Raw genomic sequence first — 13,560 nt, forward strand, 5'->3', positions numbered from 1 at the left:
TTGCTGTATATCATTTTGTTGTTATGGATTTACTTCCTAACACAATTGAAGTATCTGCTATTGATTTAAAAGGAAAAATACTTGATGAATTTATTATACATTTAAATGATAACTAATTTATGTTGATACATTATGTTATCCTACTAAAAGAAAATAGCAGTACTAGATTTTTATCTACTACTGCTAACTATTTTATATATTCACTTCATAAAAGTTGTATACATGCTACTATTATACCCATCATAATTAATGTAATAACTAGAGATACACATTGTACTACTATATAACCAACCAAATTTATTTTTGTTTTTCCACAATGCTTAAAGAAAAAATACCTAATAGCTCTATATGATACTGTTATTAAAAATACACATATAATAATTGTTATCATTTTGATAAGTATGCTAACTTCATTATTTATTGTTAGCCAATTTAGAAATACAATTATAGGTAACCCCAAAAATACAAACATTAAAAAAACTACTCTGAAATCCGGAATCTTATTCTTTTCATTTTTCATATATATGTTACCCCCTCTCATAGTATATTTTATGAAAGGTATTTTAAAATATAACGATGAACTTATAATATAAATAAATTAAAGTTAGCTTATTTTATTATCACCCAAAAGTTCTTTAACAAAGATATTCTTAGGATTTTTAATCAATTGTTCTGGTGTATCAATTTGTATTAACTCCCCCTTATCCATTACCATAATCCTTGTTCCAAGTTTTAATGCTTCCTTAATATCATGAGTAATAAATATAATTGTCATATTATATTCCTTATAAATTTTTAATATTTCATCTTGCAGTAATTTTCTTGTTATTTCATCTATAGCTCCAAATGGTTCATCCATTAAAATGATACTTGGATTAATTGCCAAGGCCCTTGCAATACCTACTCTTTGTCTTTGCCCGCCAGAAAGTTCATTTGGATAATTATCTAACATTTCTTCTTTTAACCCAACTTTATTTATTAATTCTTTAACTCTATTTTCAATGCTATCCTTTTTTTCTTTTTTTATTAAATTAGGTACATATGATATGTTTTTTCTTACAGTCATATGTGGAAATAAGCCAATTTCTTGAATAACATAACCTATTTTTCTCCTTAAAGCTATTTTATCTACTTTTGAGATGTCATTACCTTCTACATAAACTTTTCCATCATCTGGTTCAATTAAACCATTAATAAGCTTTAAAAATGTAGTCTTACCACACCCTGAGCTACCAATTACAGTTATAAATTCACCTTTATTAATTTTTAAATTTATATTTTTAAGTATTACTTTATTACCATATATTTTACTTATATTTTTGACTTCTATAATGCTTTTTTCCTCCATATTATCTCCCTTTTTTAAAAGATTACTTTACCAAACCTTTTTCTATTAAAAAGTCTTTTGCAACCTTACTTTCATCTTGTCCTTCTGTCTCAACTAAATAATTTAGCTTGGCCATTTCTTCTTCATTTATAATATTATCTAACTTCATAATAGCTTCTTTTAACTCTGGATATTTTTCTAAAGTATCATTACGTACTACAGTGCCACAATAATAAGTTTGATAAAAATCCTTATCATCTTCTAAAACAACAACATCTGAATTTGAAAGTTGACCATCTGTAGTAAATATATTCATTACATCTATTTGCTTAGAGTTTATTGCATTATACTTAAGACCAATATCCAAATCTACAGATTTTTTAAAATTCATATTATATTCTTCACATAAAGCATCAAACCCGTCATCTCTTTCATAAAAATCATATTCAGCTCCAAATGTAAGCTCTTCTGGATATTTTGCCAAATCAGAATAAGTTTTTATATTGTACTTTTCTGCTAAATCTTTTCTTATTACTAACCCAAATGTATTATTAAATCCAAACAAATTAACCCAAGTTAAATCATATTCACTATTATATTTTTCTTGTAATTGTTTATATAAAGTTTCATCATCTGGGATTTCTGTTTCCTTCAAAACAAAACTCCAACCAGTACCAGTATACTCAGGATACATATCAAAATCTCCCTTTAATATAGCTGGATGAATATTACTTGTACCTCCACCTATTCCTTTTGTAATTTCTACATTTAAATTTGTATTTTCTTCAATAATTATCTTTAACATTTCGCCTAATATAAACTGCTCTGTCATTGGTTTTGTAGCAATTTTTAGGCTCTCACTCTTCTTAGAACATCCTACTGGAATAATAATTAGTAAAATTGCCAAAATACATATTAATACCTTTCCCTTCTTTTTCACCTTTATAACCTCCACTTTCTTTTTATTATTTTCTCTATACCTCCAATAATTAAATCACATAATAAAGCTAATAATGCAATTAATAAACTTCCTGCTATAGTCATGGTTTGGTTATTTGTTGTTATTCCCCTATATACAGCAATACCAAGACCTCCTGCCCCTATAAATGATGCAATACCAGCAAGTGCTATAGTCATTACAACCATATTTTTAAAACCTGCTAAAATTACTGTTGTTGCTAATGGAATTTTTATTTTATATAATATTTGAAATTCCGTACTTCCCATTCCTCTAGCTGATTCTATAATCGACTTGTCTATATTATCAATTCCTGCATAAGTATTTCTAATCATAGGTAGTAACGCATATATAGTAAGTGCAATAATTGCTGTAGTATTCCCAATTCCTGAAAAGGGAATCAAAAAACCAAGTAAAGATATTGATGGTATAGTGTAAAGAAAGTTTGTTATGGATAAGACTAATGTTGATGTTTTTTTGTATTCACTTATTAATATTCCTAAAATTCCACCTATAAGAGTTGCTATTATTATAGAAATTCCTGAAATTTTTAAATGTTCTAATGTTAACTTTAAAAAGAAATCATACCTTTCTATATAAAGTTTTATTAATTCACTAATCTTTTTCACCTCCCATAAGTCTTATTTAAATCAGTTTACCTTCATAAATAACATAGTAAATGCTTCATTATATAATACTATTAATATAAAAAAAAATTCCTAAATTAAAATTTAGGAATTTTTTATGTTAAAGGCTTTCTTTTTTAATACTATAAAAATTGCAAATACTCCTATAGTAAAAATTAATAACCCTGGAAAAAGCCATACCTTACTTAAATTATAAACATATGATGATATTAAGGGTCCAATTGCATATCCAAGTGCTTCACATGCACCTACAAATCCAAATACAATTCCTTCACTTTTCTTATCTTCTCCAAACTTTAAAAGTGAATTTTGTAATCCTGAATTTAAAAATGTTGCACCTAAAAAATATATAATAATAGCTATTGTAAATATGCTTATTCTTCTTACAATTGATAATGTAGCTAAGGAAAGTATCATAAATATAAATGATATTATTAGTAATAATTTATCCCCAATTTTATTTGTAACAACTCCAAATGGTATTTGTATTAAAGCCTTTGCAAAACCATAAGATGACATAACTGCACCTATAATTAATGTGCTTATTCCTAATGAATTAAAATACAAAGGTATTATTGGTATCATTAAACTATAACTAAATCCAAAAGCAAACCTTTGAATGCAAAAATATAAAAGCTCTTTTTTAGTGAATAATATATTGTTTTTTATATTCATAATAAACCCCTTTGATTATAAGGAAGACTTTATCTGCTGACTAGTCATAATAACCTACTATAGATAGCAAATTCTAAACTTCAAATGAAGTTAAATCCCTATCTAAAGTTAAGAAGTCAGTTTATTTTATTATTTATCACTATAGCTTTTTTATACTCTAATATTATTTCATATTGATTTTTCTTTTAGTTAATATTTTTATATTCCTGATTTATTGAATAAAACCACATAAATTGCAGTAATAAAAATAGATACCATTAATAAACCTAAAAATAAATAATTTTTATTATATTCATAAATATAATATGAAACCAGTGGTCCAACTGCATATCCAAGTGACTCTGATGCCCCCACAACTCCAAAAACAAAACCTTTAATTTTAGGATATAATCCAAATTCCGAAAGACAGCTTTGTACAGAAGCATTTAAATATGTTGCACCCAAGAAGTACAATATAATTATTATAGTAAATATAGTTACATTTCTAGTTATAATAAGACCTAACAATGTAAAATTCATAGTAAAAAAAGAATATAATAATTGCTTTTTATTTCCTATTTTATCACTAACCCATCCTGCTATTGGCGCACCTAATCCAAAAACTAATAAGTATACTGATATAATGGAAGAAGTATAAGACGTTGATACATGAAGTACATCCTGTCCATAAAAATGAATTAATGCTACAACACACGAATAAATATAATCTCCTAAAAAGGCACTACTTGATAAAATAATAATTTTATAAACAAATTTTCTTCTTCTTATTTCATATAAAATTTCCTTTATACTCTCTTTCTTATTATCTTTATCTTTCATAGGTTTTACTTTGTTAACTCTAATGATTACATATATTAATGTAAAAAATATTCCAAGAGATGATATATTAAATGCCATACTAAAGTTATTTAACTTTGTTAATATAAAACTTGCAATTGCAGCACCTATTCCCCCACCTAAAGTAAACACTGCTGAAGCAAGGCCAGTACACTCTCCTCTTCTTTTAACATTCAATGTCCTAGCAAGTACTGAATAAGTTGCAGGTGCTGCCATTCCAAGAATAGCACCTTGAATAACATATAAGCTTCCTGCCTGAAGGCTTGTATTTGATAATATATAGCCAATAGGTACTAACCCCATTAACAATAAAGCTAACTTTAGAGTTAATTTATCCCCTATTTTATCACAGACAATTCCAAAGGGAATTTGCATTATTGTCTTACTTACTCCATATAATGAAATTACCATTCCTATAGTTACAGTTTCCATTCCTATTGACTTAAAGAATAGTGGTATTATTGGTATCATAATGCTGTAGCTTATTCCAAAAAGCAGCCTATATATGCAAAACGCTCTAAATTTTTTATCATTTAATATAAACTCATTTTTCATAGTTTCTCCTAATAAATTTTCGATACTTCATAATAAACTTATGTGTACAAATAATTTATTATTACTTAAGTTAAATGAGTATTTAATTACCTTAATGTTTCATTCATACTTCCAGTTCTATAACCCTCTAAATCAAGAGTTATATAATTAAACCCTATTTCTTTAAATTTTGCTATAATTACCTCTGATAGTTGTAACACTTTTGGAATATCTTCTTTTAATACTTCTATTTTAGCTAAATCATCATAATACCTTACCCTAAATTGCTTAAAATTATTACTCAATAAAAATTCTTCAGCAATTTCTATCTTCTTTAGCTTCTCTCTTGTTATTACACTACCATAAGGTATTCTTGAAGCAAGACATGCCATAGAAGGCTTGTCCCATGTTGATAAGCCTAATTCCTTAGATAATTCTCTTATTTCATTTTTAGTTAGTCCCGCTTCTTTTAATGGACTAATTATTCCTAATTCCTTTAATGCTTTAATTCCTGGTCTATAATCCCCTTCATCATCTAAATTACTTCCATCTGCAACAATATCAAAACCTTCTTTTTTGGCTATTTCCTTTACCTTAGAAAATATACCTTTTTTACAAAAATAACATCTATCCTTACTATTTGCTACAAATTCTGGTACACTGTATTCATTTGCATCTAAAAATATATGTTTTATTTTAAGTGACTTACAAAATTCCTTACTTTCTTTTAATTCCCTATCTGGATACATAGAAGATCTAACTGTAATAGCTAATACATTTTCTCCTAAAACATTTTGTGCAACCTTTAATAAAAATGTTGAGTCTACTCCCCCCGAAAATGCAATACATATTTTTCCCTTTTCCTTTAGACTATTAATTAAATTATTATACTTCTCTCTCATAATCTCACCCTTTCATAATAATATAGTAGTTATATAAAACTGTTAAAATTATCTTTAGTTAATTATATATTTTTCTAAATATAACCTCTTAAATATTTTGTATTTACTAATATTTTTATGGTAATCTTCTTATAATTTATATAATTACACTATACCATTTAAGTTAACTCTAAAGTCAATGTTTTTTATCTATTATTGAAGAGTAAAAATAAAATTATCATTGATACTAAATACTTATTATTAAACTAATTCTTTAAGAAAATTAAATAAAAATATAATCTAGAAATAGAATATCACTATCCTACCTCTAGACTATTTTAACTTCAAAAGACACAAAGTATCTTTAGCTGAAAAGTTGGTATTTTTTATTTATTATTTTTAATCTTAAAAACTTTTATATATTTAGCTATTAATTTTTATGTATTTTTTCTAATAATATTGACATACTAATAGTGAGGAAAAGATTCCAAAAGCTTCTTTTTCTAAAAAGATAAAATACTAATGCATTGCTCTTATGTCATTAGTATTTTATCTTTTCTTTTTTATTCTTTATAATACCGATAATCATAACTTATTTGATAAATCATACTTTACACAAATTAAATATTATTACTTATATTATTTATACATGCACTTAAAGTTTGTGAATTCAGCATAATTAAAAGAATTTGATGCACATGCATATAATCCAATTACAACACCCGTAAATCCACCAGCAACTTCTGAAGATAAATATCTTGTTTTAGCATATCCAAGAATACTTTCTTCATTTTCACTTTTAATAGAAAAACTATAATAGCTATTACTTGCATTAATGATAAGTGAAATATTATTTTTATTTTCTAGATAGATAGATTTTTCAACTGATTTTATATCACCAATATTAAGACGTTCAATTGCTTCATACCCATTTTCACACTTACGTATTGCTAAATCATAATGGTGATTTTCATCCATATATAGAGTAATACCTGCTTCACCATCTGTAATCTCAACATTACATGATATAGTAGCATTGAAATCTCTTTGCCTTATTCCTATAAATGTAGGTGAATCAACATCATCTAATGTAATATCAGTACCTTTTAATATTAACTTATTTTTATCAAGCTTATAGTTTTTCTTATTAGGAATACGTAAATAACACCAATCATTATCCCACTTAGTATTTTCAAATGTATAATGTTTCTTTTCTTTTTGAATTACATCATTATTTATATAATTAATCTCAAAGCTCTTAGTAGTCCTTCCATTATCACCTGCCGTAAACCAGCCATCTTCTCCAAATATAACTGGAGTTAGGAAAACTTCACGTCCTAAATGATGATAAGCTTCCCACTGTCCACTTTGGCGGAATCCAAGATGTAAAAGCCACCAATTACCATAATTATCTTGAATAAGATCACCATGTCCTACCCCTTGAACTTCGTATCCACCTAAATTACGATTAGTCAAAACTGGATTATTCTCATAACCTTCAAATTTGCCATATAAAGAATCTGCTCTAGCATATGTTACCATATGGCCATATTCAGTTCCTCCTTCTGCTGCAACAAGATAGTACTTACCATTAATTTTATACATATGTGGACTTTCAAGATAACGTCCACCTGATCCTGTCCAAATTGTTTTACTTGGAGTTAACTTTTCACCACTTTCAATATCAATTTCACACTGAACAATACCACTTACTCCATAATCATCTATTCCATTACTCATAAAATATGTTTTATTATCTTCAAAAAATAGCGATGGATCAATTCCACTTTGATCTACATATATAGGCTCTGACCATTCACCATAAATATCATCTGTCCATACGTAAAAGTGCTGATGAGTTGTATCATTAGTAGTCGTCATATAAAAACGACCATTATTATATCGTATAGTAGGAGCAAAAACTCCCCCTGAACTATTTATTTTATCAAGTTGAACTTGACTCTTTCTTGTTAAACAATGTCCAATTTGTTTCCAATTAACTAAATCCTTACTTTCAAATAAGGGAACTCCAGGAAAATATTGAAATGAGCTACATACAAGATAATATGTATCTCCAACCTTACAAACACTTGGATCTGGATAAAAACCTTTAATTACAGGATTATTATATTTCATTTGCTTACCTCCAATTATTAATACCTAAATTTACAATTATAACACTATCTTTGTAAACGTTACTCCTTAATAATATCTTTATATTATCATTAATCATCACTATCAAATACCCAAACTTCTAGTAATGAAATACATATATTTTTTTATTATTCAATTGCTATCCTTAAACACATAGATTTTATAAATTTTCTATATAATAACTAATGAACAACTTAAATTTCATTATTTTTTTGCTTTTCTTCCAATACTTTGCTATACTTATGTGACTTTAATTAAATTAGTGAGGTGTTAAAATTGAATAAAATTATTAATGATATAGGTAACTACTATGAAGTAAAAGAAGATGTTGCTTATATTACAGTATTAAAAAAAGATGGAACTGAGCTTATAACTAAAATTGATCTTGAAAATTTAGAAAAGATAAAAAATATGGGAACTTGGTTTGCAGAATGGAATAAAGATTATAATAATTACATAGTGCAAAATATTAGTTCGACAAAAAAGAATAAAAAATCTAAACCATTAAAACAAAGTCTTCAAAGTGTTATATTAAATGTAAATCCTAAAGCTCCTATTAGATATATTAATGGTGATACATTAGATAATAGAAAGTGTAACTTAGAGATTTTTAATCAAAATACTATGAATGAATATGAGAAAAAAGATGGTGTTGTTTCTATTATTTTAAAAGATAAGTTTGGTAAAAAGGAAGGTATTGCTTTAATATCTGAAGAAGATTTGCCTATTGTTATCAATGAAAAATATAGTTGGGTGCTACATAAATCTCATAATAAAATATCTGTTGTAGCAAATACTCCTGAAGGAAGAATTCATCTTGAAGATATTATTATGCCAAGAGAAGAAAATCATAAGATTGAACATATAAACAACAATCCTCTTGATAACAGAAAAAGCAATTTAAAACTAGTTAGTTTAGAAGAATAACTTATATAAGTATAGGCTATAGATAATTATATAACTTTATCTATAGCCTATAAAATATTTATATTATATACATGTTAGTTTGAATTTATTTTATACTCTTTATATTCCTTATCCTCTTCTAATTTCATCATCTTTTTAGATACCCATAAATATAAAACTATTGCTATCAAAATAGATAAAATATCTGCTACAGGCTGTGACCATGCAAGACCTGTTATTCCTAAAGCTTCTCTTAAAATAAATAATGCAGGAATATATATAAGTCCTTGTCTACTTAAATTAATAATTAAAGATGAAACTGCTGCTCCCATAGCTTGTAAAGCGTTAGTTAATACATAGAACACTCCAAAAAATGTACTTGTTGTAAGCAATATTCTTGAAAATTGTACAGAATAATCAAATGCACTAGGTTCGGTTAAAAATGCACTAACTATTGAATTTGTAAACAAATAACATAAAACTGTAAGTATTAAGCCAAGTAAGAAAGAAAATATCAATGAAAATTTCATTATTTTCTTAAATCTATCCCATGTATTAGCACCAACACAATAACCTAATAAAGGCTGAACTCCTTGCCCAATTCCCATTGAAATCATTCCTGTAATCATAGTTACTTTCATTGCAACTCCAATTCCAGCAAGTGCCATATCGCCATATCCAGCCATAAGCCCGTTCATTATAATTTGTGAAATACTCATCATAACTGACGCAAGAGAAGCTGGAATACCTATAATTAAAACACCACTACATATTTTATCTTTAATTGAAAAATCATTAATATTTATACTTAGAGATGATTTTCCCCTAATGAAATAAAGAATATAATATGCTGCTGCTAAATTACCAATAACAGTAGCTATTGCTGCACCCTTTATATTCCATCCAAATCCTAAAATCATAATTGGATCAAGTATAATATTAAGAAAATTGCCTATAAGTTGACCCATCATAGCTTTATTTGCTTGACCTTCAGCACGTAAAATATTTGAATAACAATTTGAAATAAGTACAAAAGGACCACTTAAAGATACAATAATAAGATAACTTCTTGCAAAATCCCAAGTATCACTACTTGCACCTATTAAAGAAAGAATTTGATCCATAAAAATTAAAAACACTAAAGACATTGCAATACCCACAATTACACATGACCACATACAAAAAGAACATACTTTTTTAGCATATTCCTTACGGCCTTCTCCTAAAGCACGAGAAATTACCGATGTACCACCAATCCCAAAAACTGTACCTACAGCCATAAACATTAGAAATACTGGTGTTGCAAGAGAAACTGCTGCAACTTGATAAGCATCATGTGTTTGACCAATAAAAAAAGTATCTGCCAAATTATAAATAAGAACCATTAACATTGCTATCATAGCTGGAATAGCATTCTTAATTACCGCTTTCGATACTGGCATTGAATTAAATGCCTCTAAAGAGTTATTGTTTTCCATTATAATCCCTCCAATTTCAATCGCATACGATTGATTATATTTTATTATATGCTCGTTTATATAAACGAGCATTTTATTTTAAAGTATTATTAACTTTTTCTAGTAAATCCTTAAATAGTACTTTTTCTATTTCTGTTAAATTAGATAAAAGGAATGTTTCAGTTTTTAACATAGAATCTTCAGCTTCTTTACAGCATTGTTCACCAAGTTCTGTAATTCTAACATATTTAATTCTTTTATCATTATCATCAATATAGCTTGTTACAAGATTTTTTTGTTCTAATCTTGAAATAATCCCTACTGTAGTAGATTGTGCAAGATGAAGTATTTTTTCTAGCTCTTTAAATGTTACTTTCTTTTCTGCAGTATCATTTATACTAAACAATGCTGACACTTGTACAAGAGTTAATCCTTTTTCCTTTAAATCTTTATTTGACATTTTTTCTAATGAATTGTGTATTTGCCTAATTAACATTCCACAAGTATTATCTATATCCAATTATATCACTCCAATCTACATACATAATATACTATTTAAAATTATAAAAGTAAATAGTATGCGATTGAATTTTTATAATTACATGTTCTTATAAGTCCTAATTTTAATAATAAATTTATGCTATTATTTATTGTCTTTTATTTTTAAATACTTTTCTAGACCATTTCTTCTTAATTTACAAGCTGGACACTCTCCACATCCATCACCTATTATTCCATTATAACAAGTAAGAGTTTTTTCTCTAATATAATCTAATTTTCCAAAGCTATCTGCAAGTTCCCAAGTTTGTGCCTTATCTATCCACATTAAAGGAGTATGAACTACAAAATCATAATTCATAGCTAAATTAAGTGTAACATTAAGTGATTTAATAAATACATCTCTACAATCAGGATATCCGCTAAAATCTGTTTCACATACACCTGTTACAATATGTTTTGCCCCCTTTACTTTTGCTAAAACTGCAGCAAAAGTTAAAAATAACATATTACGTCCTTCAACAAAAGTTGATGGTGGCTCTTTGCCTTCTCCTTCTTTTATTTCTATATTATTACGAGTAAGAGCATTTGGAGCTAATTGATTTAATAAATCCATATCTAAAATATGATGCTCTACCCCTAATTCCTTTGCAATATTTTTTGCACACTCAATTTCTAAGCTATGCCTCTGATTATAATTAAAGGTAACTGCTATTACTTCATCAAATTCTTTAAGGGCCCAAAATAAACATGTTGTAGAATCTTGGCCTCCACTAAATACAACTACTGCTTTCTTATTCATACTTATCACTCCTATTTAATATTTTTAGGCCTTATTTTATTAAATAAAAAAGGTTTATTTTATTACACAAACTAGCATAATAAAATAAACCTTAACTTTTTAATCTATTTAATATTTCTTAGCCTAGTTTTGTTTAAGGACAGGATGGTCTTAATGAACTGTCCATATTAAGTTTTTCATTTTTTAGTATAATATACCTTATGGTAATTTTCAAATTTTCTTTAGTACTTTTATTAGTTTAGTATTTTTAAATATATATTTTGATGTTATATTCATTAAATGTACTTTATCCGCTGTATTTACTCTATACAAATAATGAAATATTATTAACTTTTAAAAGTCATCAATCTTATTAAATTTCTTAAACTTTTAGATTTACAAATATTTCTTTTATATTCTTTTCATATCTCTCTTTTACATTCCAATATGGTACTACTTAAATTAACCGAGGTAGTTAGTGAGTTTATTTCTGTATATAAATTTACATTCCAATATGGTACTACTTAAATTAAGAAATTCCTGTACATCTTTAATTGTCATTACTTCATTTACATTCCAATATGGTACTACTTAAATATCTAGACATAAAATTTAATTCTTCATCAGACCCAGATTTACATTCCAATATGGTACTACTTAAATTAACTTTAAATTTTTAGTTGATAAGCCCTTATCAATATTTACATTCCAATATGGTACTACTTAAATAATTATCAATACAGCGATAAAATAAAGACATATTACATTTACATTCCAATATGGTACTACTTAAATCGAATATTTAGAGGAAATAAAAGACATATTCAACCGATTTACATTCCAATATGGTACTACTTAAATCAAATTATAACTATAAACCAATTCCAAATTTAAGTGGATTTACATTCCAATATGGTACTACTTAAATTAAAAGTTTACCCTACTATTATTTCTGATTCAGAAAATTTACATTCCAATATGGTACTACTTAAATGCACCAGTACAGGAAACCTCTTCTCAAACATTCTTTAATTTACATTCCAATATGGTACTACTTAAATATGGATTAAAAGAACTAATACAGGATATACAACCTAATTTACATTCCAATATGGTACTACTTAAATAAAAAGTCTTTCACAGATGGGGGAGTTATAAATAATGATTTACATTCCAATATGGTACTACTTAAATTACCAGGGTATTTATTAGGAGCAAGTGGAAGTTCAAATTTACATTCCAATATGGTACTACTTAAATAAGATCAAGTGAAGTGGTTAAGTTTGCGAAATATTAATTTACATTCCAATATGGTACTACTTAAATGTATTTTACCATCTTTTATAATACTTCCATTAAACAATTTACATTCCAATATGGTACTACTTAAATCATATAGTTGTAATGTTGATAGATCTTCTGTACCTAAATTTACATTCCAATATGGTACTACTTAAATTGCTCCATACCATACAAACAAATATTTTGCACCCTCATTTACATTCCAATATGGTACTACTTAAATTCATCTGCATAGCCTCGTTGTTCCTGTAGGTATTCGGATTTACATTCCAATATGGTACTACTTAAATCCAATCTCATGAAAATCTTAAAGTTGATTTTGTAAAATTTACATTCCAATATGGTACTACTTAAATCTTCAACTTCATTAAAACAAACACTTGTAATATTACATTTACATTCCAATATGGTACTACTTAAATATTAAATGCAGTTATAGGATTAGTTAATAAGGCTATATTTACATTCCAATATGGTACTACTTAAATTCAGATATATTGGCTTCTGCAATATCATCTTTAATTGATTTACATTCCAATATGGTACTACTTAAATGTATTTTACCATCTTTTATAATACTTCCATTAAACAATTTACATTCCA

The 13,560-nt window shown here is 26.7% G+C and carries 12 protein-coding genes and 1 CRISPR repeat array; of the genes, 1 reads left to right on the forward strand and 11 read right to left on the reverse strand.

All coding sequences use genetic code 11. The features are described from left to right. Window positions 1-205: 205 nt before the first annotated feature. From ABUA17_RS00835 to ABUA17_RS00870, 8 genes are all read right to left on the reverse strand, one after another. Window positions 206-520, reverse strand: coding sequence for a hypothetical protein (locus tag ABUA17_RS00835; protein ID WP_042398224.1), 315 nt, complete (start codon window positions 518-520; stop codon window positions 206-208). Window positions 521-604: 84 nt separating this feature from the next. Then, on the reverse strand, window positions 605-1,348 hold the full coding sequence (locus tag ABUA17_RS00840; RefSeq protein ID WP_195951338.1) for an ATP-binding cassette domain-containing protein: 744 nt from the start codon (window positions 1,346-1,348) through the stop codon (window positions 605-607). 22 nt (window positions 1,349-1,370) lie between these two features. Continuing rightward, window positions 1,371-2,267 carry a glycine betaine ABC transporter substrate-binding protein gene (locus tag ABUA17_RS00845; protein ID WP_288160823.1) on the reverse strand — a complete coding sequence of 299 codons (897 nt, stop codon included), beginning with the start codon at window positions 2,265-2,267 and terminating at the stop codon, window positions 1,371-1,373. Between the two features lie 2 nt (window positions 2,268-2,269). Then, window positions 2,270-2,914, reverse strand: coding sequence for an ABC transporter permease (locus ABUA17_RS00850; RefSeq protein ID WP_042398219.1), 645 nt, complete (start codon window positions 2,912-2,914; stop codon window positions 2,270-2,272). Between the two features lie 102 nt (window positions 2,915-3,016). Then, window positions 3,017-3,607, reverse strand: a complete 591-nt coding sequence (locus tag ABUA17_RS00855) for an MFS transporter (protein WP_052330660.1) — start codon at window positions 3,605-3,607, stop codon at window positions 3,017-3,019. A gap of 198 nt (window positions 3,608-3,805) precedes the next feature. Then, window positions 3,806-4,999 carry an MFS transporter gene (locus tag ABUA17_RS00860; RefSeq protein WP_349818022.1) on the reverse strand — a complete coding sequence of 398 codons (1,194 nt, stop codon included), beginning with the start codon at window positions 4,997-4,999 and terminating at the stop codon, window positions 3,806-3,808. Window positions 5,000-5,085: 86 nt separating this feature from the next. Further along, window positions 5,086-5,880 carry an ATP-dependent sacrificial sulfur transferase LarE gene (gene larE / locus ABUA17_RS00865; protein ID WP_154820670.1) on the reverse strand — a complete coding sequence of 265 codons (795 nt, stop codon included), beginning with the start codon at window positions 5,878-5,880 and terminating at the stop codon, window positions 5,086-5,088. A 618-nt stretch (window positions 5,881-6,498) separates the two neighbouring features. Then, window positions 6,499-7,995 (reverse strand): glycoside hydrolase family 43 protein, encoded by a 1,497-nt coding sequence (locus ABUA17_RS00870; RefSeq protein WP_154820669.1) that lies wholly within the window; start codon window positions 7,993-7,995, stop codon window positions 6,499-6,501. Window positions 7,996-8,289: 294 nt separating this feature from the next. Between ABUA17_RS00870 and ABUA17_RS00875 the strand changes: the two genes are divergently transcribed. Next, window positions 8,290-8,940, forward strand: a complete 651-nt coding sequence (locus ABUA17_RS00875; protein ID WP_207743027.1) for a hypothetical protein — start codon at window positions 8,290-8,292, stop codon at window positions 8,938-8,940. A 74-nt stretch (window positions 8,941-9,014) separates the two neighbouring features. Here the strand turns inward: ABUA17_RS00875 and ABUA17_RS00880 are convergent, their stop codons facing one another. From ABUA17_RS00880 to queC, 3 genes are all read right to left on the reverse strand, one after another. Next, window positions 9,015-10,397, reverse strand: a complete 1,383-nt coding sequence (locus ABUA17_RS00880) for an MATE family efflux transporter (protein WP_195951341.1) — start codon at window positions 10,395-10,397, stop codon at window positions 9,015-9,017. A 73-nt stretch (window positions 10,398-10,470) separates the two neighbouring features. Further along, window positions 10,471-10,896, reverse strand: a complete 426-nt coding sequence (locus ABUA17_RS00885) for a MarR family winged helix-turn-helix transcriptional regulator (protein ID WP_052330659.1) — start codon at window positions 10,894-10,896, stop codon at window positions 10,471-10,473. 123 nt (window positions 10,897-11,019) lie between these two features. Continuing rightward, entirely contained in the window at window positions 11,020-11,676 is a 657-nt protein-coding gene (gene queC / locus ABUA17_RS00890) for a 7-cyano-7-deazaguanine synthase QueC (RefSeq protein ID WP_195951342.1), read from the reverse strand. Window positions 11,677-12,088: 412 nt separating this feature from the next. Next, window positions 12,089-13,512: direct repeats of the CRISPR family, unit length 30 nt; unit sequence ATTTACATTCCAATATGGTACTACTTAAAT. Window positions 13,513-13,560: the final 48 nt, after the last annotated feature.

This window comes from Clostridium sp. RTP31139st1_H3_RTP31139_211217, from assembly GCF_040227035.1.
In the GTDB taxonomy this organism is placed as follows: Bacteria; Bacillota; Clostridia; order Clostridiales; family Clostridiaceae; genus Clostridium; species Clostridium saudiense.

Bases quoted from the DNA above. Each gene is read 5' to 3' on its own strand.
- ABUA17_RS00835 (WP_042398224.1), bottom strand. From the start codon at position 520: ATGAAAAATGAAAAGAATAAGATTCCGGATTTCAGAGTAGTTTTTTTA.
- ABUA17_RS00840 (WP_195951338.1), bottom strand. From the start codon at position 1,348: ATGGAGGAAAAAAGCATTATAGAAGTCAAAAATATAAGTAAAATATAT.
- ABUA17_RS00855 (WP_052330660.1), bottom strand. From the start codon at position 3,607: ATGAATATAAAAAACAATATATTATTCACTAAAAAAGAGCTTTTATAT.
- ABUA17_RS00860 (WP_349818022.1), bottom strand. From the start codon at position 4,999: ATGAAAAATGAGTTTATATTAAATGATAAAAAATTTAGAGCGTTTTGC.
- larE (WP_154820670.1), bottom strand. From the start codon at position 5,880: ATGAGAGAGAAGTATAATAATTTAATTAATAGTCTAAAGGAAAAGGGA.
- ABUA17_RS00870 (WP_154820669.1), bottom strand. From the start codon at position 7,995: ATGAAATATAATAATCCTGTAATTAAAGGTTTTTATCCAGATCCAAGT.
- ABUA17_RS00880 (WP_195951341.1), bottom strand. From the start codon at position 10,397: ATGGAAAACAATAACTCTTTAGAGGCATTTAATTCAATGCCAGTATCG.
- queC (WP_195951342.1), bottom strand. From the start codon at position 11,676: ATGAATAAGAAAGCAGTAGTTGTATTTAGTGGAGGCCAAGATTCTACA.